22 protein-coding genes are annotated in these 24,188 nt (G+C 64.8%); 6 read left to right on the forward strand and 16 right to left on the reverse strand.

The window, feature by feature from the left end; all coding sequences use genetic code 11:
- Positions 1–6: 6 nt before the first annotated feature.
- The 8 genes from J8I29_RS21295 to J8I29_RS21330 form a co-directional block, all read right to left on the reverse strand.
- Positions 7–312 carry a PqqD family protein gene (locus tag J8I29_RS21295; protein WP_209433176.1) on the reverse strand — a complete coding sequence of 102 codons (306 nt, stop codon included), beginning with the start codon at positions 310–312 and terminating at the stop codon, positions 7–9.
- A 45-nt stretch (positions 313–357) separates the two neighbouring features.
- Positions 358–1,056: a TIGR02453 family protein gene (locus J8I29_RS21300; RefSeq protein WP_209433177.1), complete on the reverse strand. Its 699-nt coding sequence runs from the start codon at positions 1,054–1,056 to the stop codon at positions 358–360.
- Positions 1,057–1,176: 120 nt separating this feature from the next.
- Positions 1,177–3,189, reverse strand: coding sequence for an ASKHA domain-containing protein (locus tag J8I29_RS21305; RefSeq protein WP_209433178.1), 2,013 nt, complete (start codon positions 3,187–3,189; stop codon positions 1,177–1,179).
- Positions 3,190–3,378: 189 nt separating this feature from the next.
- The gene (locus J8I29_RS21310; protein ID WP_209433179.1) at positions 3,379–4,284 is read right to left on the reverse strand and encodes a methyltetrahydrofolate cobalamin methyltransferase; all 906 of its coding nucleotides are present in this window, start codon (positions 4,282–4,284) and stop codon (positions 3,379–3,381) included.
- Between the two features lie 141 nt (positions 4,285–4,425).
- A complete protein-coding gene (locus J8I29_RS21315) occupies positions 4,426–5,355 on the reverse strand; it encodes a prephenate/arogenate dehydrogenase family protein (RefSeq protein ID WP_209433180.1) in 930 nt (309 codons plus the stop codon).
- 195 nt (positions 5,356–5,550) lie between these two features.
- A complete protein-coding gene (locus tag J8I29_RS21320; protein ID WP_209433181.1) occupies positions 5,551–6,255 on the reverse strand; it encodes a glutathione S-transferase N-terminal domain-containing protein in 705 nt (234 codons plus the stop codon).
- 66 nt (positions 6,256–6,321) lie between these two features.
- Positions 6,322–7,413 carry a histidinol-phosphate transaminase gene (locus tag J8I29_RS21325; protein WP_209433182.1) on the reverse strand — a complete coding sequence of 364 codons (1,092 nt, stop codon included), beginning with the start codon at positions 7,411–7,413 and terminating at the stop codon, positions 6,322–6,324.
- 18 nt (positions 7,414–7,431) lie between these two features.
- Entirely contained in the window at positions 7,432–8,226 is a 795-nt protein-coding gene (locus tag J8I29_RS21330; RefSeq protein WP_105864026.1) for a chorismate mutase, read from the reverse strand.
- Positions 8,227–8,564: 338 nt separating this feature from the next.
- Here J8I29_RS21330 and J8I29_RS21335 point away from each other — a divergent pair, with 338 nt between their 5' ends.
- Positions 8,565–8,870: a hypothetical protein gene (locus J8I29_RS21335; RefSeq protein ID WP_209433183.1), complete on the forward strand. Its 306-nt coding sequence runs from the start codon at positions 8,565–8,567 to the stop codon at positions 8,868–8,870.
- Positions 8,871–8,959: 89 nt separating this feature from the next.
- On the opposite strand, the gene J8I29_RS21340 is transcribed toward J8I29_RS21335, so the two are convergent.
- Entirely contained in the window at positions 8,960–10,321 is a 1,362-nt protein-coding gene (locus tag J8I29_RS21340; protein ID WP_209433184.1) for an AarF/UbiB family protein, read from the reverse strand.
- 95 nt (positions 10,322–10,416) lie between these two features.
- Positions 10,417–10,923, reverse strand: a complete 507-nt coding sequence (locus J8I29_RS21345) for a YaiI/YqxD family protein (protein WP_245197227.1) — start codon at positions 10,921–10,923, stop codon at positions 10,417–10,419.
- A 79-nt stretch (positions 10,924–11,002) separates the two neighbouring features.
- On the opposite strand from J8I29_RS21345, the gene J8I29_RS21350 reads away from it, so the two are divergent.
- The 3 genes from J8I29_RS21350 (at position 11,003) to J8I29_RS21360 (ending at position 14,879) form a co-directional block, all read left to right on the forward strand.
- Positions 11,003–12,352, forward strand: a complete 1,350-nt coding sequence (locus J8I29_RS21350; RefSeq protein WP_209433185.1) for an RsmB/NOP family class I SAM-dependent RNA methyltransferase — start codon at positions 11,003–11,005, stop codon at positions 12,350–12,352.
- A gap of 401 nt (positions 12,353–12,753) precedes the next feature.
- On the forward strand, positions 12,754–14,466 hold the full coding sequence (locus tag J8I29_RS21355) for a heparinase II/III family protein (RefSeq protein ID WP_105864022.1): 1,713 nt from the start codon (positions 12,754–12,756) through the stop codon (positions 14,464–14,466).
- Positions 14,463–14,879 carry a hypothetical protein gene (locus J8I29_RS21360; protein WP_209433186.1) on the forward strand — a complete coding sequence of 139 codons (417 nt, stop codon included), beginning with the start codon at positions 14,463–14,465 and terminating at the stop codon, positions 14,877–14,879. Before J8I29_RS21355 ends, J8I29_RS21360 begins: the two co-directional genes overlap by 4 nt.
- 662 nt (positions 14,880–15,541) lie before the next feature.
- Here J8I29_RS21360 and J8I29_RS21365 read toward each other — a convergent pair.
- Positions 15,542–16,234 (reverse strand): thioredoxin family protein, encoded by a 693-nt coding sequence (locus J8I29_RS21365; protein ID WP_209433187.1) that lies wholly within the window; start codon positions 16,232–16,234, stop codon positions 15,542–15,544.
- Positions 16,235–16,236: 2 nt separating this feature from the next.
- On the reverse strand, positions 16,237–16,530 hold the full coding sequence (locus J8I29_RS21370) for a hypothetical protein (protein WP_209433188.1): 294 nt from the start codon (positions 16,528–16,530) through the stop codon (positions 16,237–16,239).
- A gap of 415 nt (positions 16,531–16,945) precedes the next feature.
- Here J8I29_RS21370 and tehA point away from each other — a divergent pair, with 415 nt between their 5' ends.
- Positions 16,946–17,929 (forward strand): dicarboxylate transporter/tellurite-resistance protein TehA, encoded by a 984-nt coding sequence (gene tehA, locus J8I29_RS21375; RefSeq protein WP_209433189.1) that lies wholly within the window; start codon positions 16,946–16,948, stop codon positions 17,927–17,929.
- Positions 17,930–18,392: 463 nt separating this feature from the next.
- Here the strand turns inward: tehA and J8I29_RS30460 are convergent, their stop codons facing one another.
- The 4 genes from J8I29_RS30460 to J8I29_RS21395 all read right to left on the reverse strand — a co-directional run bounded on the left by J8I29_RS30460 (position 18,393) and on the right by J8I29_RS21395 (position 23,426).
- Positions 18,393–18,530, reverse strand: coding sequence for a DUF2188 domain-containing protein (locus J8I29_RS30460; protein WP_209433235.1), 138 nt, complete (start codon positions 18,528–18,530; stop codon positions 18,393–18,395).
- A gap of 113 nt (positions 18,531–18,643) precedes the next feature.
- Positions 18,644–20,914 carry a S8 family serine peptidase gene (locus J8I29_RS21385; protein WP_209433190.1) on the reverse strand — a complete coding sequence of 757 codons (2,271 nt, stop codon included), beginning with the start codon at positions 20,912–20,914 and terminating at the stop codon, positions 18,644–18,646.
- Positions 20,907–22,031 carry an AAA family ATPase gene (locus J8I29_RS21390; RefSeq protein ID WP_209433191.1) on the reverse strand — a complete coding sequence of 375 codons (1,125 nt, stop codon included), beginning with the start codon at positions 22,029–22,031 and terminating at the stop codon, positions 20,907–20,909. The genes J8I29_RS21385 and J8I29_RS21390 overlap by 8 nt, the downstream gene beginning before the upstream one ends.
- A gap of 498 nt (positions 22,032–22,529) precedes the next feature.
- Positions 22,530–23,426, reverse strand: coding sequence for a LysR family transcriptional regulator (locus J8I29_RS21395; protein WP_105864011.1), 897 nt, complete (start codon positions 23,424–23,426; stop codon positions 22,530–22,532).
- 128 nt (positions 23,427–23,554) lie between these two features.
- Between J8I29_RS21395 and J8I29_RS21400 the strand changes: the two genes are divergently transcribed.
- On the forward strand, positions 23,555–24,034 hold the full coding sequence (locus J8I29_RS21400; RefSeq protein ID WP_209433192.1) for a carboxymuconolactone decarboxylase family protein: 480 nt from the start codon (positions 23,555–23,557) through the stop codon (positions 24,032–24,034).
- Positions 24,035–24,188 lie beyond the last annotated feature (154 nt).

Below are 24,188 nucleotides of genomic sequence, written 5' to 3' on the forward strand. Positions count from 1 at the left end.
CGCTTCCTATGTCCGATCGGTTCGCCCAGATGGGTCGATTTGGATTTCGATCAGGCCCTTCTCCGCCAGGGTGTCGATGCAGGCATCCACGTCCTCCGACGGAGCGGCAGGCAGATTGAATAATCCCTGCAAGGCCTCGGCGATGCTCTCTCTGTCATTCGCCGTTCCGCAAAGCGCCAGGATCGCCGTCGCTGCCGGGTTCAGATAGTGGATTTCCCGCCTGCCGCGGTCATAGACCGCACAACCATCCGGCAGCAGTGTCCGCTCGAGGCCGGCAACGGCGCGATAGCGGACAGAATCAGCGCTCGTCATTCGGCTCCCCAATGTATTATCCCCGACTCTATCTCTGTGCAGTCTTTAACCACGTTCCGGTGCCAGCGCCGCCAGAGCCGACCACCCGAAATCGAGCAGCGGCAAAGCATCTTCAATCAGGCCCGTGCAGGCGTCCACCAGTTGCGGGCTGCGGATCAGGGTGTCCGGCAGGGGCCGCTTCACCACGATCGATTTCAGCTTAAGGGCCGCGACGAGATCGGCATCTTCGATGCCGGCGGCCTCGCGTGGCGGGCGCTTGAGGCTCCATTGCGGATCGAAGGCGAGCCCGGCTGCGGCGAGCTCCGCACTCACGGCACGGAAGCGCTCGGGGACGGCGATGATCGCCTGGCGGAAGGCGGCAAGCTGCTTGGGCTCGAGGTCGTAGAAGCCGACAGCGGCAAAGCACCCCTCGGGGGAGATGTGGATATAGGTAAGGCCCGGGTCGTTCTTGGCGCCCGAGCGTGTCATCACGGCGCCGGCATGGGTCTTGTAGGGGCGCTTGTCCTTGGCGAAGCGCACATCGCGATGAATGCGGAAGAGCGCGCTCCTGGGCGTACCGCGCATCGGCAGCCCCTTGGCGATGCAGGCCGCGTTGACCGCCTCGATCAGGGCCGAAAAGGGCGCCAGCACGTGGCTGTCATAGAGATCGCGATTCTCCTGGAACCAGTCGCGGCTCATGTGGAATTCGAGCGCTTTGAAGAAGGGCAGCGCCTTCTCGCCGAAGCCGGTGAAAGAAGCGGGCATGGGCAATTCCTGGAATCCTGACATCACCCCTTCCTATCGTGGAAGGGATGATATTTCCAAGAGAGGAACACGCATCGCGACATGAAGGCCTGTCGCTGTCATGTCCGCGCTTCCTGCCGATCAGCCCCGCCGGCGCCGCCGCTCCCGGCCGCCGCCGCCCCCCTCGCCCTCACCACCGCCACGCTTGAAGGTGACGCCAAGCGCCGCCTCCAGATGCGGGAAAGGATCGGATTTGTGCGGGATTGCCATGGCACCGACGAAATGGGCCTGGAAGGAAGGCTCGATCGCCGTTTCCACCTTCTCGATGCGCCGTACCACATCCTCAATCTCGGTGCGGGCCGAGGCATTGAGCAGGGCGATGCGTGCGCCGGTACCGGCGGCATTGCCGGCCGAGCCGACCTTGTCGAGCTCGCAATCGGGCACCAGGCCCAGGATCATGGCGTGCTTCACGTCGATATGGCTGCCGAATGCGCCCGCCAGCGTGATGCGGTCGACGGCGGTGACACCGTAGCGGTCCATCAGGAGGCGCACACCGGCATAGAGCGCGGCCTTGCCGAGCTGGATGGCACGCACGTCGTTCTGGGTGATGGCGATGCGCGGCTCGCCCTCGCGGATGAGATATTTGAAGGTGCGCCCGTCTTCCTCGACGCGCGGAGAGCGGGCCGCCATGGCGCCGTCGACGACGCCGTCCGGCGTGATCAGACCCGCCAGCAGCATCTCGGCGATCGCCTCGATGATGCCCGAGCCGCAGATGCCGGTGACACCGGTGCGAACCACCGCCTTGTCGAAGCCCGGCTCATCCGACCACAGGTCGGAGCCGATCACCTTGTAGCGCGGCTCCAGCGTGACGGGATCAATGCGTACGCGCTCGATGGCGCCGGGGGCGGCTCGCTGGCCCGAAGAAATCTGGCCGCCCTCGAAGGCGGGGCCGGTGGGCGAGGAGCAGGCGAGCAGGCGCTCGCGATTGCCCAGCACGATCTCGGCATTGGTACCGACATCGACCACCAGCGACACTTCCGGCCTGAGATAAGGCCCTTCCGAGAGCACCACGCCGGCCGTGTCTGCGCCGACATGGCCGGCGATGCAGGGCAGCACATAGACATAGGCTCCGCTGGAGAGCGGCAGGTTGAGATGGGCCGCCCGCGTCTGATAGGCGCCGTCGATGGTGAGCGCGAAGGGAGCGCCGCCGAGCTCGGTCGGATCGAGGCCGAGGAAGAGATGATGCATGATCGGGTTGGCGACCACGGTCATCTCCAGAATGTCGTTGGAGTTGAGGCCGACCTCCTTGGTGACGGACACGGCAAGCTCGGCAATGGCCTCGCGCACCGCCGTGGTCAGTTCGACATCGCCGCCCGGATTCATCATCACATAGGAGACGCGGCTCATCACATCCTCGCCGAAGCGGATCTGCGGGTTCATGATGCCGGAGGACGCCAGCACCTCGCCGCTGGCGAGATCGCACAGATGCGCGGCGATGGTCGTGGAGCCGATGTCGACGGCAAGGCCCACCCCCTGCTCGTGCAGGCCGGGCCAGATGCCGACGATCTCGCGCTTGTGCCTGATGGCCACCGTCACCGACCACTGGCCCTGGCGCAGCGACCATTGCAGCAAGCGCAGCGACTCCAAGGGCGCCGTGATGTCCTTGAGGCCCCATTGCTGTTCCAGCGCCTCCTGCAGGCGGCGGAAATCGCTGGAAGGCTCGTGCATGTCGGGCTCGCGCACCTCGACATAATGCAGCGCCACTACCGGTTCAATGGCGATGTCGCGGATCGCAGCACTCTTGCGTACCACCTGACGGTGGACCTGGCTATCGGGCGGCACATCGATGACGACGTCGCTGCACAATTTGGCCTGGCAGCCGAGGCGCCGGCCCTCGGCGAGCGGCCCCCGCTTGGAGACGTAGCGCTCCTCCACCGCGTTCCATTCGGTGACGTGGTCAGGCGCCGAGACGATGCCGAGCTTGGGGAACTTACCGTCACCGACCTCGACCTGGCAGCGCCCGCAAATGCCGCGTCCGCCGCAGACCGAATCGAGGTCGACGCCGAGCTTGCGCGCCGCCTCGAGGACAGAAGTGCCTTCGGGAAAACGGCCACGCTTGCCGGAGGGAGCGAAGAAGACGAGCGGATTGGTCATCGGCGGGGCCTTGGAACAAGTTCCCCTCTCCCGGTTCGGGAGAGGGGTTGGGGTGAGGGTTTATCCATAACCCTTTAAGTATTCGTCTTTGCCAGAGCCGCAAGCGAAAGGGCTGGAGGCCTTGGCCAGGATATTCGGGATACCTCCCTCACCCCAAACCACTCCCGCTCGGGAGAAGGGGTGCGCGCCTTATGCCCGCGCGCGGCGACGCTCGCGGCGGCCGGCACCGGCGCCGTCGGCGGCTTCCGGCTGCGGCTCGCGGAACTTTTTGATCCAGCTCATGCAGTTGGGATCATGGCCCATCACCACGTCGGCGCCGAGAATGGCCTGAATGTCCTCCAGGTGGAGGGGATTCATGATCGCCGACGTCATGCCGGCGCCGATCATCATCGGCAGGAAGGAGGCATTGAGGCCGCGGCGGTTCGGCAGGCCGAAGGAGAAGTTGGAGGCGCCGCAGGTCGTGTTAACCTTCAGTTCGGTCTGCAGACGGCGCAGGAGGTGCATCAGCTTGCGGCCGGCATCGTTGATAGCGCCAACCGGCATCACCAGCGGGTCGACCACGATGTCCTCACGCGGGATGCCGTAGTCGGCGGCGCGCTCGACGATCTTCTTGGCAACCTCATAGCGCACATCGGGATCTTCGGAGATACCGGTTTCGTCGTTCGAAATGGCGACGACGGCAGCATTGTATTTCTTCACCAGCGGCAGCACGCGCTCGAGGCGCTCTTCCTCGCCGGTGACGGAATTGACCAAGGGCTTGCCCTTGTAGACGGAAAGGCCGGCCTCCAGCGCTTCCACGATGGATGAGTCGATCGAGAGCGGCACCGGCACGGTGTCCTGCACCAGCTTGACGCATTCGGCCAGGATCTTGGGCTCGTCGGCGAGCGGGATGCCGGCATTCACGTCCAGCATCTGGGCACCGGCCTCGACCTGGGCGATCGCGTCGGAGACGACACGCGAATAGTCGCCGGCCGCCATCTCCGCGGCGAGCAGCTTGCGGCCCGTCGGGTTGATGCGTTCGCCGATCATGACGAAGCGCTTGTCGAAGCCCAGCACGACCTTTTGCTTTTCCGAAGTAATAACCGTTTCGGTCATGGTCTTTCCGTTCCGCCTTGGAGAGAAGTCACCTGCTAATTAAGGTCGCAACCGAGCCAGCCGCTAGCCTGCAAACGACAGGATTTGGCGGCCCTGACGAGGCTGATGGCGGCTATGCGACAGGCCGATTGGCAACGGGCTTCAGTGCTTGCCGTGCGGGCGGCCGAAATCGGGAGCAGCCGTCTCCTGCCCCTGGTCGATGATCGAGCGGCGCACCGCCCTGGTGCGGGTGAAAAGATCGAACAATTTGTCGCCCTCTCCCCAGCGGATCGCCCGCTGCAGATAGGCCAGATCCTCCGAGAAGCGGCCGAGCACTTCCAGCACGGCCTTCTTGTTGTTGAGGAAGACATCGCGCCACATGGTGGGGTCTGAGGCGGCGATGCGCGTGAAGTCGCGGAAGCCGCCGGCGGAAAACTTGATCACCTCCGACTGAGTCACCGTCTCCAGATCGTCGGCGGTGCCCACGATGTTGTAGGCAATGAGATGCGGGACATGGCTGGTAACGGCGAGCACGAGGTCGTGATGCTCCGGTGTCATGCGCTCCACCTTGGAGCCGAGCCTCTCCCAGAAGGCGCGATAGCGCGCCAGCGCCTCGGCGTCGATGTTCTCGGCCGGTGTGAAGATGCACCAGCGGTTCTCGAACAATTCGGCAAAACCGGCATCAGGCCCCGAATGCTCGGTGCCGGCCACGGGATGAGCCGGGATAAAGTGCACGCCCGATGGGAGGAAAGGCGACATCTGCGCCACCACGGCGCCCTTGACCGAGCCGGAGTCGGATATGACGGCGCCTGGCTTGAGATGCGGAGCAATGATCTCGGTCACCACGCCGAAGGCGCCCGAGGGCACGCAGAGAATGACGCAATCGGCGTCCGTAACGGCAGCGCCGAAATCCGTGGTGGCGACATCGGCGATACCGAGTTCCTCGACGCGACCGACCACCTTTTGAGAAAGGTCTGCCGCCACCAATGTCCGGGAAAGCCCGTAGCTGCGGGCCGCCCGCAGGATGGAGGAGCCGATCAGGCCGATTCCGATCACGCAGAGCCGGTCGAAGAGAAAAGGAGCGTCAGACATGGGAACCCTGGAAATTTTCGACTTCTGTGCACGATGAGGCCGGGGAAGGCAAATCCTCCCTGGGACAGCGCCCCTAACTGACACTCGAAGCTGGACGTCCAAAATGAGAAGCGACGCGGCCGGAAACGGCCGCGTCGCTTTTTTTCATGTCATCGGCAGTGAAGAGACGGCGGAAGACCAGTCCTGTCGGGGGCTTCAGCCTCTCTTCGGAATTTCCAGCCCACGCTGCACGGCGGGGCGGGCGAGGCCGCGCTCGAGCCAGGCCGGCACTTGCTTCAGGCTGGCATAGTCGACCAGTTCGCCGGCACCATAGAAACCGACGAGGTTGCGCACCCAGCCCAGCGTGGCGATGTCGGCGATGGTGTACTCGGCGCTCATCAGCCAGTCGCGCCCCTCCAGGCGCGTTTCGAGCACGCCGAGCAGGCGCTTGGATTCGGCACGGTAGCGTTCGAGCGGACGCTTGTCCTCGATCTCGCGGCCGGCGAATTTGTGGAAGAAGCCGAGTTGGCCGAACATCGGTCCGATCGCCGCCATCTGGAAGAACACCCATTGGATGGTCTCGTAGCGGGCAGCGGCATCGGCCGGCAGGAACCTGCCGGTCTTCTCGGCGAGATAGAGCAGGATGGCGCCGGATTCGAACAGGCCGAGGGGCTTGCCACCCGGGCCGTCGGGATCGATGATCGCCGGGATCTTGCCATTGGGATTGAGCGACAGGAATTCTGGCCCCCAGGTCTCGTTCTTGCCGATGTCGATGAGATGCGGCTCATAGGTGAGGCCGGTCTCCTCCAGCATGATCGATACCTTCACGCCATTGGGCGTGGGCAGCGAGTAGAGCTGGATGCGATCGGGATGCTGGGCCGGCCAGCGCCTGGTGATCGGGAAGGCGGAAAGATCGGACATGACGGCTCCGGATTGGCTCCCTCTCCGGGAACAGGAAAGGGGTTGGCGGAAAAAGAGAAATCTAGGTTATTTGCTCAGAAACTCGCGCAACGTTTCGACCACCAGGCAGTTGGCCTCCCCAGGACCGATAGTCAGGCGCAGGGCATCGGGCAGGCCATAGGCGTCGACACGCCTGAGGATGAGCCCGCGTTCGGTCAAGAAGGCATCGGCATCCCTGGCACTCTTGCCGGCTTCCTTCGGGAAATGCACCAGCAGGAAATTGCCGACCGATGGCGTCACGCCAAGGCCGAGGCCGGTGAGTTCCTTGGTGAGGAAAGCGAGCCATTTGTCGTTGTGCGCGATGGCATCGGCCACATGGCCGTCATCCTGGATGGCCGCGATGCCGGCCGCCATGGCCGGGCCGGAAACGTTGAAGGGGCCACGGATGCGGTTGACCGCGTCGATTACAGCGGGCGGGCCCACCATCCAGCCCAGACGCAGATTGGCCAGGCCATAGATCTTCGAGAAAGTGCGGGCCATCACCACATTGGGGCTGGTGGCCACCAGTTCGAGGCCGGATTCATAGTCGTTCGCCCGCACATATTCGGCATAGGCGGCATCGAGCACCAGGAGAATGTCGGAACGCAGGCCGGCATGCAGGCGCTTGACCTCGTCGAAGGGCAGATAGGTGCCGGTCGGATTGTTGGGATTGGCCAGGAAGACGATCTTCGTCTGGGCCGTCACCCGTGCCAGCAGGGCATCGACATCGGCGGTATAGTTCTTTTCGGGCGCCACCACCGGCGTCGCGCCGGCCGCGAGCGTGGCGATCTTGTAGACCAGGAAGCCGTGCTCGCTGTAAACGGCCTCGTCTCCCGGCCCGAGATAGGTATAGGCCAGCAGCGAGAGAAGTTCGTCCGAACCGGCGCCGCAGATCAGCCGCGCGGGGTCGAGGCCGTAGCGCGCCGCGATTGCCGTCCGCAGGGCAGAGGAAGCACCATCGGGATAGAGTTCGAGCTTCTCGCCAGCAGCGGCATAGGCGGCCTTGGCCTGGGCGCTCGGACCGAGCGGCGTCTCGTTGGACGACAATTTCCAGAGCTTGACGCCGGCGGGCGCCGCCGACTTGCCGGGCACATAAGCATCGATGTCGAGGATGCCCTTGCGGGGAACGGGACCGTTCATGTCTAGGGATTCCGAAGGTTACTTGAGAGGCAGGACGAAAGCCGGCGCATGGGAGCCGATCGGCTCGAAACTGGTGCCCGAAGGCAGGGCTTCGGCGAGCGCGACGATGGTCTGGCCCGGATGCAGCGCGACCAGCAGTGCCGCGCCGGCATGGGCGGGGATGCTCCAGCCCTGGGGCAGCGCAGGAAGGGCCGTCGGCAGCACGGCCGAAATCAGCCTGACATCGCCGGGCGATAGCGGCTCGTCGATCGGCTTGGACAGCACATAGGTCGGCAGCGCGGCCGGATGGTCGGCCCGCTCGACGAAGGGCAGCCTGGCGATGATCTTGGGCGCCGTCTCGCCTTCGAGGGCCCGCCACCAGGCACCGGGAGCGGCCACCGGCACCAGGCCGAGATCGCCACGCGAATGGGTGAGCGCGTGGATGACGTCGCCGGCATCGTCATGCGTCTCATAAGGCACCACGAAGCCGAAATGGAAGCGGGCAACGTCACGCATCGCCGCATTGCCGAGCGAGATGTCGCCATGCACCGTATAGGGCGCCTGCACATGGGTGAAGGTCGCGATGATCACGCGCCAGATCGATTCGACGATGTCGACCGGCAGGATGCCGTGATGGCGTCCGACGATCTCGCGCATCATCGAGGCTTCCCGCCCAGGCCGGAAGGCCGAACCGGAGGCCTGCGAACGCTTGATGGCGATGAGCTGGTCGATGATCTCGCCGCGCTCCATCAGGAGGCGGTGCATAGCGGCATCGATGCGATCGATTTCTTTGCGAAGATCGGCAAGGTCGGCGGCCGGTTGCATCGAGGTCATGGCGGCATTCGGGCATTGAAGGCGGGAGGACTGTCATAGGCGGATGGGTCGGGGATGGCAACCACCACACCGGGGACAGGCTTCGACGACGCACATACCACCCCGCCAATACGTTGAACTTCTCGTCCTGGCGCAACCACAAATAGTTTTCATTCTTCAATGAGAAGTTGCGCCCCTCAAATTCCAGCAATCAATGATAATCATTTCAGCAACACGGCAGAAACAAACGTCACAACTTCGCGAACACTGTGTTTACGCCATACTTGCGGCAAGGCTTTGCTCTAGTTTTGACGCGGCGATGACATGAGAGCACCGCAATATTCCAAAGGGTAGACACGATGAGAATTTTGATCACTTCCGTCTTGGCCGCATGTGGACTGGCAGCTGCAGCCTCCTGCGCCCAGGCCGACGGCATCACCGACTTCTATTCGATCCAGCGCGGCTTCGGTTACGACGAAGCCAAGACACCGGTTGCACCGGCGGCCATGCCCCTGTGGAACGCCAATGCCGGCCAGGGTGTCGACCCGGCGGTGGAGACGGCGCCGGGCGCGGAAGCTCCCGCAACCCCGGTGACGAAGCGCCGGGTGCACCATGCCGCCATGCGGCATCCGCTGCACCACCGGAGCGAAGCACCCGCTTCCTAATCGAGAGCCTCGGCGTATTTTCGGCAGTGGTGGCCAAAAGAGGCCCCAACTCGGCCATGCCTGGGCTTGTCCCGGGCATGGCGTTCGCCCTACAAACCGACCTCGGCGAGCGCGGCCTGTTGGCGGGCCGCGACCGTCTCGACCGAGAAATCCTCGATCGCCGCCTCGAAGAGGCGGTGAAAATTCAGTTCCGCCCGCAGATGCAGGAACACGCCGCCGAGCCCGATCGCGGCGCGATCCATGAACACGAATTCGCGCGGCACCGTCACCGGGCCCTTCTGCTTGAGCGCCTGATGCACGGCATAGGCTTCCCTGCGGCCATATTCGGACGGCGCCACGCCATCGGCGATGGTGCGCACGCGGTCGTCGAGCAGCGGGCCGAAGATGAAACGCGCCCACAGGTTCAGCGTCTCGATCAGGTCCTTGCTCAGTTTCTTAAAGCCCCAGGTCTCGTAGGCGTGCACCACCCGCTCGGCCTCGCCTTGCAGCAGGCCGCGATAGAGTTCGACCACGCCGCCCACGAAGGCCGGCGGGAAGATGCGGATACAGCCATAATCGAGCAGGTTGATGCCCGAGGGTTCGCCATCCTCGCTGAACACGGTGTAATTGCCCAGATGCGGGTCACCGTGGATGATGCCGATATGGGCATAGGGCTGCCACCAGGCCGCGAACATCGCGGCCGCCAGGCGGTTGCGCACCGGCAGCTCGGCTTCCTTGAAGGTGAGGATACGCTCGCCGGTGAGCCAGTCCATGGTGAGCAGGCGTCCGGTGGAAAGCTCGGGCCACACGCGCGGCGCCCGCACGTCGGACATGCCGAGGGTGGCGAAGGCGTTGCGGTAGAGCGCCGTATGCTTGGCCTCGCGGCGATAATCGAGCTCTTCGCGCACCCGCTCGCCGATCTCCTGGTAGATCTCGCGGGTGTCGATGGCCGGATCGAAGCGCCGGTGCAGGGCGAACAGCACCTGGAGCTGCGCGAGATCGGCCTCCACGGCCGATTGCATATCGGCATATTGCAGCTTGCAGGCGAGCGCGGTGCCGTCCTTGGCGGTGGCGCGATGCACCTGGCCTAGGGAGGCCGCTGCCGCCGGCTCATGCTCGAAGCTGGCGAAGCGGCCTGCCCAGTCCGGCCCGAGCTCAGCCATCATGCGCCGCTTGACGAAGGCCCAGCCCATGGGGGGCGCCTGGCTTTGCAACTTGGAAAGCTCGGCAGCATAATCGGGCGGCAGCGCGTCCGGGATCGTGGAGAGCAACTGGCCGACCTTCATCAGCGGCCCCTTCAGCCCGCCGAGCGCCTTGGCCAGCGCCACCGCATTGGAGCTCGAGGAGCCACCGCCCCCCAGCAGCCGCGATCCGGCCATGCGGGCCGCCACGCCGCCGACATTGACGCCGACCCGGGCATAGCGCCTCGCCCTGGCCGAAAGCCGGTTTGCCTCGTCGTCATGCTCGGACATGAAAGTCTCCTGGCTGCCCCTCCCTAGATAGGCGCGCACTGCCGAAGCGCCAAGCGACAGGGTGGCGCAGGCGCGCTCTTCCCGCTGGGAGAGGGTTATCCGCCCTTCCGCTTCAACCGCATGATCGCCGTGTCCAGGGCCTGCAGGAAGGCCGAGCGGTCCTTGGCGCTAAACGGCCTGGGGCCGCCGGTCATCTCGCCGGTCGAGCGCAGATGCTCCATCAGGTTGCGGGTGGCGAGCGCCATGCCGATCGAGGCTTCGGTGAAGGGCTTGCCGGTGGCGCCGATCACCTGGGCGCCGGCCGCGATGCAGCGGCTGGCGAGCGGGATGTCGTTGGTGATCACGACGGCCTCGGGCGTGGCGCGTTCGGCGATCCAGTCATCCGCGGCGTCGGGTCCGGCCTGCACCAGCACGAAGGCGATCAGCGGGTCGCGCGGCAGGCGCATGAAGCTGTTGGCGACGACATGGGTCTTGAGCCCGTGCCGCCCGGCCACGCGGAACACCTCCTCCTTGACGGGGCAGGCATCGGCGTCGACGAAGATCTCGATGGGCATGGTGAGGCGATAGCGCATCGCAGAGGCGAAAGCGAGAGGCGGCCTCATCACCCTCCCCTCCCCCCGAAAATTCTTTCCGCTTGCCGGCCAAATCCTCTATTGAGGCGGCAAATCGGATTGAAGCCCCTTGAGCAAGCCCCCTTTCCCTCCCCGCCATCCGCCCGCCGGGCGCGGCGTTCCCGGCCTTGCCGCCCGTGCCCTCGCGGCGAAGGCGGTGGCGGGCGTCCTCGGCCAGGACCAGGCGCTGGAAGACGCCTTCGACGACGCCTCGCTCGAAGCCCGCGATCTGGCCCTCGCCCGCATGATCGCCGGCGTCTCGATGCGGCGCTACGGCACCATCGGCACGCTGCTCGAGAAGCTGCTCGTCAAGGGCATGCCGCGCAAGTCCGGCCCGCTGGAGGCCATCCTGATCACCGCCGCGGCCCAGATCCTCTTCCTCGACGTGCCCGACCGCGCCGCCGTCGACCTGGCCGTGCGCCTCGCCCGCGGCGATGATCGCGCCCAGGCCTTTTCGGGCCTCGCCAATGCCGTGCTGCGCAAGATCTCGGCCGGCAAGGAAGAGCTGCTCGCCGCCATCCCGCCCGAAGCCGATACCCCCTCCTGGCTCTACAAGCGCTGGAGCGCCCAATATGGCGAGGCGACGGCGGCCGCCATGGCGGCGGCACAGCGCGTCGAGCCCTCGCTCGACCTCACCGTGAAGGCGGATGCCGCCGGCTGGGCCGAACGGCTCGGCGGCCGCCTCCTGCCCACCGGCTCGGTGCGCCTCGCCCATAACGGCCCCATCCGGGCACTGGAAGGCTATGAGGCCGGGGCCTGGTGGGTGCAGGATGCCGCCGCCGCCCTGCCTGCCCGCCTGCTCGGCGATGTCGCGGGGCGCCGGGTCGCCGATCTCTGCGCCGCGCCCGGCGGCAAGACCGCCCAGGTCGCCGCCGCCGGCGCCACGGTCACCGCTGTGGACCGCTCGGCCGCGCGGCTGCAGCGCCTCGGCGAGAATCTCAAGCGCCTCGATCTCAAGGCCGAGGTGGTGACGGCGGACATCCTGGCCAATGACTTGCAGGCTTGGAAGGCCGAGCCCTTCGACGCCGTCATCCTCGATGCCCCCTGCAGCGCCACCGGCACCATCCGCCGCCATCCCGACGTCGCCTGGAGCAAGTCCGCCCGCGACATCGGCGCGGTGGCCGACCTGCAGCGCCGCATGCTCGGCCGCATGGCCGGCCTGGTGAAGCCCGGCGGGCTGCTGGTCTACTGCACCTGCTCGCTGGAGCAGGAAGAGGGCGAGGCGCAGATCGCCCGCTTCCTCGAAGGCAATGCGGATTTCGCGCTGGAGCCGGTGCTATCCGATGACATCGGCGGCATCGAGGGGGCGATCACGCCCGGGGGCATGCTGCGCACTCTGCCGAGTCTCCTGCCCGATCCAGATCCGGTGATGGCCGGCATGGATGGCTTCTTCGCCGCGCGCATGCGGCGGAAGGGGTAGCCGCGTAAGGCGCGGGAAGCCTTCCCCACGAAGCTGGGGAAGGTGCCCGAACAAAGTTCGGGCGGATGGGGTGTGGCGAGCAGCGCGATAAGCATGACGAGATGGCACGACGGTCGTGCAAGCATCCGAGGAGGAAACGCGCTGCCCGCCACACCCCTCCCGACCTCGCTTCGCTCGGCCACCCTCCCACTTCGTGGAGAGGGCTTGTCGCGTCTTTCTGGGCAACAGCCAGCGTACCCATCGCTCCGCCGCGCTTAAAACTGGGGCCATGTCGCTGAAATCGCCGGCCCGAGGCTTGCGCGAAGCTCACGCAATGGCCACAAGGAGCCTATCGCCGACGTCGGCATGCCCGCTTCGGGCGCCCGTCCCTTCGTTCCCTTCTCTGGAGGTCCGCGTCAGGAATGAGCCGAGGCACTCTGGGCCCCAAGCTCCGTCTCTCCCTCACTGCTGCCGCGCAATCCGGCCGCGCCGTGCTGACGCGCCTTTACCTCCTGCCCTTCATGCGCTGGCGCTTCGGCCGCGGCGATCCCGAAAAGCTGGTGCTGGCCCCGCAGGACCTCAGGGCCGCCGACCCCACCCGCGCGGCCGAACTGGTGCTCGGCCGCTTCACCTTCGTCGCCAAGACCATCGTGCTCAACGAGGTCTCGCCCTTCGCCATCGCCCCGCCCTCGCCGGCCTGGCGCGAGACGCTGCTCGGCTTCACCTGGCTGAGGCATCTGAGGGCGGCCGACGGCACCGCCGGCAAGCAGGTGGCGCGCCGCCTGGTCGGCGATTTCGTGCGCTCGAACCTGCGCTTCCAGCCCGAGGCCCTCGACCCGCTCCTGACGGCGCGGCGCATGCTCGCCTGGGTCTCGATGGCGCCGATGATCCTCGACGGCGCCGATCGCGGCTTCTACCGCGCCTTCCTGCGCTCGGTCGCCTGGCAGACCAGCTATCTCCTGCATGCCGGCCGCTCCACCACCGACGGCATGCCGCGCCTGCTCTGCGCCATCGCGGTGATGCAGGTGAGTCTCTGCCTCTCCAACAAATCGGGGCTGCGTCGCCCGGCGCTGCGCTGGCTCACGAGCGAGCTCAACCGACAGATCCTGGCCGACGGCATCCATATCTCCCGCAACCCGCAGGCCAATATCGAGCTGCTGCTCGACCTCCTGCCCCTGCGCCAATCCTTCGCCGCGCGCAACGCCGTCGCCCCGCCCGAACTGATCGGCGCCATCGACCGCATGATGCCGATGCTGCGCTTCTTCCGCCATGCCGACGGCGCCTTCGCCGCCTTCAACGGCATGGGCTACACCCAGAGCCATCTGATCGCGACGCTGCTCGCCTATGACGATGCCCGCGGCAAGCCGGTGCAGAACGCCCCCCATGGCGGCTATCAGCGCCTGGAGGCCAATGGCGCCGTGCTGCTGGTCGACACCGGCAAGCCGCCGCCGGTGAACGTCTCGCAGGAGGCCCATGCCGGCACGCTCGCCTTCGAGTTCTCGGCCGACAATTTCCGCATCGTGGTCAATTGCGGCGCGCCCGCCCCGGGCCGCGAGAACTGGCGCCACCTCGCCCGTTCCACCGGCGCCCATTCCACCGCCATCGTGGCCGACGCCTCCTCCAGCCATTTCGCCGGCGGTACGAGGAAACCCGGCGCCACCGCGCCGAGCCTGGGCGGGCGGGCCATCCTCTCCGGCCCCAGGCATGTGCCGGTGCAGCGCGAGAACACGCCGGCGGCCAGCACCATCACCGCCTCCCATGACGGCTACCGCCATGATTTCGGCCTGATCCACCAGCGCGAGCTGACGCTGAGCCAGATCACCGGCGCGCTCGAGGGCCGCGACAGCTTCCTCGACGCCAAGGGCGAGCCCTGGAAGGGCAAGGAGCCGGTGCTGCTGCGCTTCCACCTCCACCCCGCCGTCGCCGCCCGGCCCGCCAATGGCGACACCCAGATCGTGATCACCCTGCCGAGCGGCAAGGAATGGCTGTTCCTGGCCGACGTGCCCTTCACTTTGGCCGAAACAGCGCATCTGGCCAATCCCGAAGGGCCGCGCCGCAGCGTGCAGATCGTGATGACCCTGCCCGAGGGCGAGCACACGATGAGCTGGGCCTTCCTGCCGGCCGATCCGATATGACGGCAGCGAGAGCCATCCTCGCCGCCGCGCTGGCGGTGCTCCTGGCCGGGCCGGCGACGGCGCAGGACCGGCCGGACGACTACATGACCTTCTCCTGCACCCATCTTCCGGCGATGAAGGTCACCCAGCAATTGGTGGCGCTCTATGGCGACAAGGGCGACAAGCTCGTCGTCGCCTCAGACCTCGAGACCTATCTGGCGCTCGTCTCGATGGACAATGTCGCCCGGCTCAGGAAGGACAGGCAGGCCTACGAGAAGTTCTTTCCGGCCCAGCAGGTCGGCGGACAGCGCAAGGCGCCCGTCACGCTGCACTATTATCTCGGCAAGGACGAGAAAAGCGGAAAGCAGCGCCTGGAGGTCACCAATTCCGCCAATGGCAGGAAGGTGATGGACTGCACGCCGGTCCAGAAATGAGGCCAGGCCTTTGCGGACAATGCAGTTCACTTAAGCGTCTTCAGGTCTGCTCGACCTTTGTCATTGCCGGGCTTGACCCGGCAATCCAACCTGGATCTCCGTATTGCGTGGGCGGTTTCTGGATAGCCGGGTCAAGCCCGGCTATGACAATTCGGAGCGCTTCCCTCCTAAATGAACTGCATTAGGCCTTTGCGAACCGCTTCCGGCGCAATTCTCCCGGTTTGCCACCCATCATAGATCTTGATCGTTGCGTGTAGGCGGAAGGCTGTCGTTCCGGCGCCGCCGAAGGTGGCGGGAAGGGAATCCAGGGCCAGAATCTGCGCTCGCCAGAGCAAAGCGCGTTCAGGTATGAACGCTTATTTGCTCTGATACCAGGAAACATAAAGGCTACCCCGTCATTGCGAGCGAAGCGAAGCAATCCAGGGCTACAAACTCTGTGCCTTCAAGCCCCTGGATTGCTTCGCTTCGCTCGCAATGACGAAGCTGGGGCGTCAAACTTTATGCAGGCTGGTATAACTCATTGTTTCGACGCGCCTTTGCGATTCTTGGTAACTCCGTCTAATCGCAAACCGCCTTAGCCCCTTCCCCTCGCTGCCCCTCACAAGCAGGGCTTGGTGAGGATACGGCCAGGAATGACAAGTCAGGCATTCCGTGGGTTGGTCTTACTCGTAGCGGTCGTGGCGGCGCACCCAGTCCATGCCCTCGGCCTCGTTACGGCCTTTCGGTGCGAGATCGAGCATGGCGTAGGTGCCCATCATCACCTCGACGCCGCGCCCATAGGTGGAGTAGGTGCGGAAGACCTCGCCCGCCTCGTTCTTGTAGAAGGCGCTGACACCGGGCCATTCCCCGCCGGTTTCCCGCCATTCCCCGAAATTGTAGTCGATATGCCCGCTGGCGACCTCCTCGGGCGTGAAGCTGACGCGGAAGTCATAGTTGAAGTCGCTGCCGAAGGACGAGACCCATTTGAACTGCCAGCCCATGCGTTTGCGGTAGCGCTCGATCTCGGCGAGCGGCGCGCGCGAGACGGCGATCATGGTGACGTCGTGATGCGCCAGGTGCCTGTTCATGCCGTCGGTGTGATCGGCCATGTAGGAACAGCTCGGGCAGCCTTCCTTCCATCCCGGCGCGAACATGAAATGCTGCACCAGGAGCTGCGATCGGCCGTCGAAGAGATCGGCCAGCGTGCGCGGGCCATCCGGCGTGTCGAACACGTATTCCTTGTCGATGCGCACCCATGGGAGGGCGAGCCGCTCCCTGGCGACCTTGTCGCGAAGATGGGTGAGCTCCTTTTCCGTCTTGAGGAAATTCCGGCGGGCGGTCAGCCATTCACCGTGTGAAACGACAGCGTTCTGCATCGTCAGTCTCCTTCGGTTTGGAGGGTGGGGAGGTTGCGGCGCTGCAAACGGCCGGAAAGGAATTTCAGCCACGCCGAACCGTGAAAAAGGCTCATCAGCAGGTACATCAGGGCCATGTCGTTGATCGGGATGACGGTCGGGACGGCGGAACATATCGTCATGGCCGGCGAGCCGGCGGCGGAAATCCCGGCCATCAAGGCGAAGGTCGGGGCGGCGGCGAGCCCGAGCCAGCCGGCCATGCCGGTGGCGGGACCCCGCAACGAGGCGACCATCCCTGCCGATGCGGACATCGTCATTTCCGCTCCTCCGCCATTTGCCGTTTCCGGCGTTGCGATACGAAGACGTTATCGCGGACGGCGGGCCCTGCGAGAGTTACAAGTGTGGCGGGATTTCAATGGTCTCGCTTGTCTCCGCCACCGCACGGCCTCCGCCGAAGGCAGCGGGAAGGCAGTGCACGGCCAAAATCCGCGCCCGCAGAAGTAAGGCACGTTCGGGCGCAGACGCCGTTTTGCTCCGGCTCTGCGGTTCGACGCGCCTTTGCGATTCTTGGTGATTCCACGCAGCCGCAAAACGCTGTAGCTCCTGGATCTCCTTCCTCCGCTACCACGCACGAGCAAAGCTCGTGACGATATGGCCGGGGATGACGAGTCACCTATTCTGTGTTGATACCAGACCCCATCCTTTGAATTGCCACCTCGTGGGACACAGGCCATGACGCCTTCCGGTTTTCGCTTTCCGCCCGCCGCCTTCTTCGGCATTCCGCTCGGCCTGCTGGCGCTCGGGCTGCTCTGGCGCGGGGCGGAGCGCCTCTGGCTCCTGCCGGCCGGCATCTCCGAGGCGATCCTCGCCGTCGGCGCCCTGGTCTGGACGCTGCTGATCGTGCTGTTCGCCGGCAAATGGCTGTTTGCACCGGGCGATGCGCGCGCCGAATTCGCTGATGCGATCCAGTGCTGCTTCATCGGCCTCGCGCCGGTGACGACGATGCTGACCGCCCAGGCCCTGCTGCCCTATTCCCGCACGGGCGGCCTCGCGCTGGCGCTCATCGGCACTCTCGGCGCCATCGCCTTCGCCGTCTACCGCTCGGGTGGCCTGTGGCGCGGCGAGCGAGACATCGGCACGGCGACGGCCGTGCTCTATTTGCCGACCGTCGCCGCCAGCTTCGTATCCGCCTCGACGCTGTCGGCCCTCGGCTGGCCGGAATGGGGCCAGTTGGCCTTCGGCGGCGGCGTGTTCTCCTGGCTGGCACTGGAATCGGTGTTGATCAACCGCCTGCTGCACGGGCCGGCCCTGCCGGAACGGCTGCGCCCCACGCTCGGCATCCAGCTCGCGCCGCCGGCGGTGGGCGCGGTGGCCTATCTCAATGTCAGCGGCGGGCATGGCGATGTCTTCGCCATGGCGCTGATCGGCTATGCCATCCTGCAGGGCCTGATCCTGCTGCGCCTGCTGCCCTGGATCATGGCCCAGCCTTTCTCGCCCGGTTATTGGGGCTTCAGCTTCGGCGTCGCCGCCCTGCCGACCGCCGTGATCCGCTTGGCCGCGGAAGGCACCAGCCCGCCGGCGCAGCTACTCGCACCCTTCCTGTTCGCCATCGCCAATATCGTGATCGGCCTGCTGGCGGTGGGCAGCCTCTATCTCCTGGCGCGCGGCAAACTGTTGCCCCCGCCGCCGACCCAGCCGACGGCGGCGAAGGCTTGATCGCGGGGCCTCTTGCACGTTACCGGCCAGCTTGAGTCTTTTGCTCGACGAGGAGGAGACTGACTTCGACACGGCGTCAGGGGGTCTCGCACAGACCAGATGCCTGTGGCCGGCGCGTGGGGTGGGTTGGATCCCGTAGAGGGGTCCCTCGAAGGGTAGCTTAGGGGCCGGCGGCAGACCGTCCCCTATTGGATGCTTCGAGCAAAGCGGACACACCGCCGATGATTGTCGAGGGTCGGAACTAACCCTAGCTTAATATGGGAAGCGTCCACTTCTGAGCGGTTCAAAGGTGGCGCCCAAAGCCAAAAGAAGCAGCCGCTAAGGTCGACATGGTGGTTTTCGAAGCTTAAAGTGCCAAGTGCCCTGCAACCACCACGCACGACCGTGAATACTGTCATAGATGTGGGCGCTCAGCAGTCCCTCCACAAGCGTGCTGCAGAGATTCAGTTTGGGCGACTCAGGATCAGTGTTCCCGGTCGCGCGGCGGGTTCGGATCGTTGCCGCCACCGAGAGTATCCTTGCTGCGGATCAGTCCGTCTCGACCCTTGATGGTCAGTTCGCCGCCGCCGGCGTTGACCAGCTTCTCTTTCCCGGAGGCAATTGCCTCCTTCTAGGTGTCGAATACGAAGCCTTTGGAGGCATCGTTACGCTTATCGACCCACTTGTTGTCGGACGCGCGGCGGTAGACGGTACGGTCAGTATCCTTGCTCATGGTCAGCCTCCTTCGTTGTCAACGTCGATGTCGGTTTCGATAATGGCACTCTCGACGAAGACGCCGAGTTGATCGCGCAGCTCGTTGTAGACGTCGTCGTCTTCGTGCCCGGTGCCAAGCGACAGGACGAATTCCGTATTCATTTCGGGCACCTCGTCAGCTGTCGAAATTCCGTAGAGGTAGAGATCCCGGACGTAGACGCGGGCATAGACGCGCAGGGCATCGCCATCGAAGCTAATGTTCTGGAAGGTATTGTGGTGGTGCCGGATTGGGCTCCACTTGTGATCGAAGGTCCGGGCGTCCGCTTCTGTAATCTTCTCGGTTTCGAGCGAGCCAAGAAGGTTATGAAACTTGGGCATGCTCTTCGGCGTCAGACCTCGCTGGCGTTGCAGAGCGGTTGCCAGACGGACGCTGAAATAGTTCGGCCCGGCAATATCGCTGACCATCGGGTGCGGGTTCAGAACCGCGGTAAGCGTGCCAAAACCCTTCAGCTTCCCCGATTCACACATGGACCGGGGAATGGGCAGCTCCCAATAGTAGGCAGCGCCCGGACGGAGCGAGGCCTTCCACTGCAGCGTGACCACGCCGTTGCGGCACTCCCAGGGCAAAGAGCCGACGGCCGGCGTTCCAAAGCCGAGGGAATGATTATGCCCATCGCCATCGGCGTTGTGCAGCAACAGGGCTTTGACCAAGTCCGGAGAGGCATCTCGTACGCGATGCATGGTGTGCGCGGCCACTGCTGAGGTAAGAGCCGTCGAGAAACTCGAGCCCGCGATAACCGAGCCGCCGATCGCCCGCACATGCGAGAAGTGGGATAGGTCAGGCTTGAGCATGCTGGCAGGGCCAGGGCCGCTAAGGCTGACCGGACATTCGCTGCCAGGGGAGCCATTCGCGCTGTGAAGACGGCCACCCACAGTGAGCGCCGCCTCGCAGTCCGCCGGAGGCTGCAGAAGATCTCCCGGCTTGTTGCCGATAGAGACAACTGGCAGAACGCCGTGCTTGCGGGCCAGAAGGGCAATATCGTGGCCCAAAGGGCTAACCAAGTCGAGTTGGCAAGGTTGACGCTGGTTGAGCGAGAAATTCCAGACCTTGGTGCCTGGGTTCGCCGTCATGACGCCATCGAGGTAAGCGATGAAGTCCTGGGGATCGACGAACGAGCGCGCGCTGTCTTTGGCAACCGCTTGAACGGTGCCAACTTGGCAGTAAAGCGGTGGGAGCGTGAGGTTGTTATTCCAGTCGTGACCCTGGACGATCAGCGACGTCACCCGGTTGCCGTGCAGTGTGTCAGCATCCACCGTCTGGATCAGAGGCGGCGCGTGCCAGGCTTCGGCCGGACGATAGGAGGTGGCAGTGAGGCCCCCGTCGACAACCCCGACGATCGGGAGAGAGGAAAGGTTGGCCGGAAGTGGCCGGTCAGGCTCGCGCCCTTCGCCGGGAGACGTTGAGGTTAGCGGCCGAACCGGCTCGATGCGGTACACGGTGCCTGAAGCCACCAACTGCTCAAGGGCGTCCTGGCTCGGCACAATAACTGTGGCCCGGGCGCGGTGATGGGCGCGATACTCGCGGACAACCAGGTTGAACCGATCGCCCGTTGACGCCACAGCTTGCAGACTGCGCCGCATGAGCGCAGGAGCGTCACTTGCCATGTCGGCCGTGAGCGCAGCCAGCAACGGCGCTGGCGGGACGACCACTCCATCCCGCAAAGCTGAAAATGCCTGGATCAGGCTTTCCACTGCGTCACGTCCCCGCAGAGGCATTAGCCAGACGACAAACGCCCTACCAGCATCGACTTCTGGGGCAGCTTCCCAGATCTCGACCAGGTTAGAGTTACCCGCAGTATCGCCCTCGCTAAAGAAACGAACGGATTTGACGCGGGAAATGTCCACCAGCTCCTTGGCCACGTCCGTGCTTTCGACGAGGCGGCCGAGCATGTTGAGCTGGTCAGCACGAATCTCGACCAGGTAACCCGTCCGATAAGGTGCGATCAGACGGGCGTCGCGCGTCGCCTGAAACAGATCGTTCGGGGTCCAGGTGGGAGCCAGGGAGTCGTCGAACATGGCGGCGTAGAGGACCACCCTGCCATTGAACTTCGGACGACCGTCGGACTGCGCTGCGAGCGTGCGCAGTTGCGACCCCAGTGCGCGGCGCTGCACATTAAGGCGACCGGCCTTGATGCCGAAGGCATTCTTCCCGCCGCCAGTGATCCTTTCCGGCTTAGGGTCCTTGGAGAAGCGGAGGACCGGATTGAGAAGCGGGTTACGAGGATCAGCCATGTCCCGCCTCCTTCAGGTAGCGATAAACCATCTGTCGGCTCACACCGACAATCTCTGCAATATCACCTGGGCGGACGCGCCCTTGATCATGGAGGAAAAGGCTCAGGCTCTTTTTCTCGGCCGTATCGAGTTCGCGGTTCTTGAGAAGCTGCGGGCTGCCCGCGCGCGACAACTGCACCGCCATCAAAATCTGCGCGAGGCTTGGCTCCTGATGGCCGAGGACGGCGCGCCGGCGAACCGCGAGCGCAATATTCTCGATATCGGCGCCGCTAAGACCGTCGGAAGCTCTCGCGAGTAGGTGAGCGTCGTCCAGACGAGTCTGATCATCTTGATAGAGGAAATGCAGCCACAAACTGGCCCGCACATCCTCGTTCGGCAGTTCAAACTCCACCTTATAAGGGAAGCGCCGCCAAATCGCCGGATCCAGCAGGTGAGGATGATTGGTGGCGCCGATCGTAACGACGTCGTTAGGCAGCGAATCCAGCCCCTGAAGGACGGTGTTCACGACCCTCTTGAGCTCACCGAGTTCGTGCCGATCGTCGCGCAGCTTAGCGATGGCATCCATTTCGTCCAGGAACAGAACCGCATTCCGCGCTGGGACGAACTCGAATATGCCGCGGATGTTCTTCGCCGTTTCGCCCAAGCGGGACGAAATCAAGGAGTCCAGCCGTGCCACATAAAACGGTCGCTGCAGCATGGCTGCTATCGAGCTTGCGAGAAGTGTCTTGCCGGTCCCAGGAGGTCCGTACAGCAACATGTGGAGCTGTGAGGACACCCCTTTTTCTGTCAGCAGGTGAATATTCTTCGCATCTTCCACCAATTGCGAGACCGTCTGCTCTGCTTCGCCAGACAACATCACCGGGGTGGTTGGCCACTGGCCTTCTTCAATGAGCGGCAAGCGAGACCCGGCATCGCGCGGGAGGGCCTCGGCATACCCTGAGGCCTGAAGCGGCACACCGCGCTTGCGGAGAAGGGTCTGCAGTGCCTTGGCCCCCTCAAGATCCTTCTGTTCGGCCATTAGCTTGGCAATATTGGTGCCGATACGCCGCACGCCGGTGTAATCGGCAGACATCGCGGCATCAATGAGGGCTGTGATGAGTGATCTGTCAACTTGCATGATGTTATTGTTATACAATTCTAAAAATTTGTCAACTCAATATATGAATTTGTAAACCTATTACCAGAGCGAGGGGCCACTCACCTTCCTGCAGCGAGCCTACCGATTGCGATGTAGAGCTGCGAGAGGTTCATTTCCCCACAACGTAGTCGTACAGGTCACTTCTGGTAGCATTCGGGTTGCGACCGGCCGCTGTGCTCGATCACGCGCTATCGCTACCGCGAGCTTTCGACCGGTACCGACCGCAAGCCAAAACCCCATTTCGGACGTCGGCTTCCGGGCAGGCGTCGAAGTTCTATTCCTGGCGCAAAGGCGCGAGTGTGCTCTACCTCGCTCATGTCCGCTTCTGGGTTGCGGCCGTTAATAGGGCAATGACCGATTTGGGGCGCAAAGCAGCCATTCCTGCGAAGCTCCCGCAAGATTGTGAAGGGTCAAGCCGAGGCTTCCTGTGAAATCTTTTTCACCCCTTTTTTCCTTCTCAGTCGCCACAGCACCCCCTCACCCCATCATCGCATCCCCCCGCACCGCTTCCACCAAAAACTCCATCACCACCTTCACCCGTTGCGGCAAATTCCGTCGGGAGGGATAGACCAGCGTGATGGGCAGCCTGGCCGGCGGGAAGTCCGGCATCAGGCTGACGAGGCGGCCGGCCGCGATGTCGGGGCCGGCGAGGATGTGGGAGAGGATGGCGAGGCCGCCGCCGGCCAAAGCGGCGCGGTGGACGGCGACGGCGCTGTCGGCGACGAGGCGTGGGGCGATGCGCAGGCGCGTCTCGTCGGCGCCGTCGGAGAAGCACCAGAGCCGCCCATCGCCGGCGCGGGCATAGCAGATGCAGTCATGGCCGGGCACCTCCTTCGGCCGCACCGGCGCGGGGCGCCGGGCGAGATAGCAGGGCGCGGCCACCAGATAGGCCGTGGTCCAGCCGATGCGCCGGCCGGTCAGGCTGGAATCCTCGACGGCGCCGAGGCGCACTTCGAGATCGATGCCCTCGCCGATGAGATCGGAGGGCGCCTCGCGCAGGAGGAGATCGACGGTGAGGCCGGGATGGCGGGCGAGCAGGTCCGGCAGGCGCTCGGCGAAGGCGAGGCCGAGCGGGGCGGGCAGGCTGAGCCGCACCCTGCCGGTGACCGCCGCCTCGCCGGCGCCGGCGCTCTCGCCCAGCGCCTCCACCGCCTCGATCACGCGCAGGGCCATCGGGATCAGCCGCTCGCCCTCCGCCGTCAGCGCCAGGGCCACGGTGGTGCGGTGGAGCAGGCGCAGGCCGAGCCGCGCCTCCAGCGCCGAAACCTGGCGCGACACCGCCGGCTGGGTGAGATCGAGATCGGCCGCCGCCGCGGTGAAGGAGCCCGTCTGCGCCACGCGCAGGAAGGTCCGCAAGGCGCCAACGATGTCCATTCCCCACCCCCATACTTTTGCGCATAGGCCTTATGCCCGGAGTTTAGGCAGGTAAGGCTTTACTGTCCAGCTATTACGGATATTTTGTATCCATAAGGATATTGAATATCCTTAATAAGGAAACGGACATGAGCCAGCGCCTGAACTACGCCCAGCAATCCCCCGAGCTCTTCAAGAAGCTCTCCGAGCTCAGCATGGCCCTGAAGGGCAGCGTGATCGAGGAGAAGCTCCGCGATCTCGTCAACATCCGCGCCTCGCAGCTCAATGGCTGCGCCTTCTGCCTCGACATGCATGTGAAGGAGGCCAAGATCCACGGCGAGAGCGAGCTGAGGCTCTACCACGTCGCGATCTGGCGCGAATCCAACCTGTTCGTGCCGCGCGAACGCGCCGCTTTGGCCTGGACCGAGGCGGTGACCCGGCTGCCGGAAGGCGGCATTCCCGACGAGCTCTATGAGCGCGTGCGCGGCCAGCTCTCGGAGAAGGAGGTTTCCGACCTCACCTTCGCGATCGCCATCATCAACAGCTGGAACCGCGCCTCCATCGCCTTCAAGGCGGTGCCGGGCTCGGCCGACAAGCTCTACGGGCTCGACAAGGCCGGGCTGAGCTGAGCCGTCTTCCCGGGTGCGCGGACGTCACGTCCGCCTCTTCCCCTCTTGCAAACGCAGCGCTTCCAAGAGCGGACGGGACGTCCGCGCACCCGGAAATATCCATCACCACCCAGCGGCACGGGGCCCTCGGCGCCGGCGCCACCATCAAACAGGA

Origin of the sequence: Labrys sp. LIt4 (assembly GCF_017813775.1) — a bacterium.
GTDB lineage: Bacteria > Pseudomonadota > Alphaproteobacteria > Rhizobiales > Labraceae > Labrys > Labrys okinawensis_A.

Excerpts from the sequence above, each read along its gene's own strand:
- J8I29_RS21325 (WP_209433182.1), bottom strand. The coding sequence starts at position 7,413 with ATGAACGGTCCCGTTCCCCGCAAGGGCATCCTCGACATCGATGCTTAT.
- J8I29_RS21355 (WP_105864022.1), top strand. The coding sequence starts at position 12,754 with ATGAGCCGAGGCACTCTGGGCCCCAAGCTCCGTCTCTCCCTCACTGCT.
- J8I29_RS21365 (WP_209433187.1), bottom strand. The coding sequence starts at position 16,234 with ATGCAGAACGCTGTCGTTTCACACGGTGAATGGCTGACCGCCCGCCGG.
- J8I29_RS21315 (WP_209433180.1), bottom strand. The coding sequence starts at position 5,355 with ATGTCTGACGCTCCTTTTCTCTTCGACCGGCTCTGCGTGATCGGAATC.
- J8I29_RS21335 (WP_209433183.1), top strand. The coding sequence starts at position 8,565 with ATGAGAATTTTGATCACTTCCGTCTTGGCCGCATGTGGACTGGCAGCT.
- J8I29_RS21385 (WP_209433190.1), bottom strand. The coding sequence starts at position 20,914 with ATGGCTGATCCTCGTAACCCGCTTCTCAATCCGGTCCTCCGCTTCTCC.
- J8I29_RS21370 (WP_209433188.1), bottom strand. The coding sequence starts at position 16,530 with ATGACGATGTCCGCATCGGCAGGGATGGTCGCCTCGTTGCGGGGTCCC.
- J8I29_RS21345 (WP_245197227.1), bottom strand. The coding sequence starts at position 10,923 with ATGAGGCCGCCTCTCGCTTTCGCCTCTGCGATGCGCTATCGCCTCACC.
- J8I29_RS21395 (WP_105864011.1), bottom strand. The coding sequence starts at position 23,426 with ATGGACATCGTTGGCGCCTTGCGGACCTTCCTGCGCGTGGCGCAGACG.
- J8I29_RS21360 (WP_209433186.1), top strand. The coding sequence starts at position 14,463 with ATGACGGCAGCGAGAGCCATCCTCGCCGCCGCGCTGGCGGTGCTCCTG.
- J8I29_RS21340 (WP_209433184.1), bottom strand. The coding sequence starts at position 10,321 with ATGTCCGAGCATGACGACGAGGCAAACCGGCTTTCGGCCAGGGCGAGG.
- J8I29_RS21295 (WP_209433176.1), bottom strand. The coding sequence starts at position 312 with ATGACGAGCGCTGATTCTGTCCGCTATCGCGCCGTTGCCGGCCTCGAG.
- J8I29_RS21330 (WP_105864026.1), bottom strand. The coding sequence starts at position 8,226 with ATGACCTCGATGCAACCGGCCGCCGACCTTGCCGATCTTCGCAAAGAA.
- tehA (WP_209433189.1), top strand. The coding sequence starts at position 16,946 with ATGACGCCTTCCGGTTTTCGCTTTCCGCCCGCCGCCTTCTTCGGCATT.
- J8I29_RS21310 (WP_209433179.1), bottom strand. The coding sequence starts at position 4,284 with ATGACCGAAACGGTTATTACTTCGGAAAAGCAAAAGGTCGTGCTGGGC.
- J8I29_RS21320 (WP_209433181.1), bottom strand. The coding sequence starts at position 6,255 with ATGTCCGATCTTTCCGCCTTCCCGATCACCAGGCGCTGGCCGGCCCAG.
- J8I29_RS21300 (WP_209433177.1), bottom strand. The coding sequence starts at position 1,056 with ATGCCCGCTTCTTTCACCGGCTTCGGCGAGAAGGCGCTGCCCTTCTTC.
- J8I29_RS21400 (WP_209433192.1), top strand. The coding sequence starts at position 23,555 with ATGAGCCAGCGCCTGAACTACGCCCAGCAATCCCCCGAGCTCTTCAAG.
- J8I29_RS21390 (WP_209433191.1), bottom strand. The coding sequence starts at position 22,031 with ATGCAAGTTGACAGATCACTCATCACAGCCCTCATTGATGCCGCGATG.
- J8I29_RS21305 (WP_209433178.1), bottom strand. The coding sequence starts at position 3,189 with ATGACCAATCCGCTCGTCTTCTTCGCTCCCTCCGGCAAGCGTGGCCGT.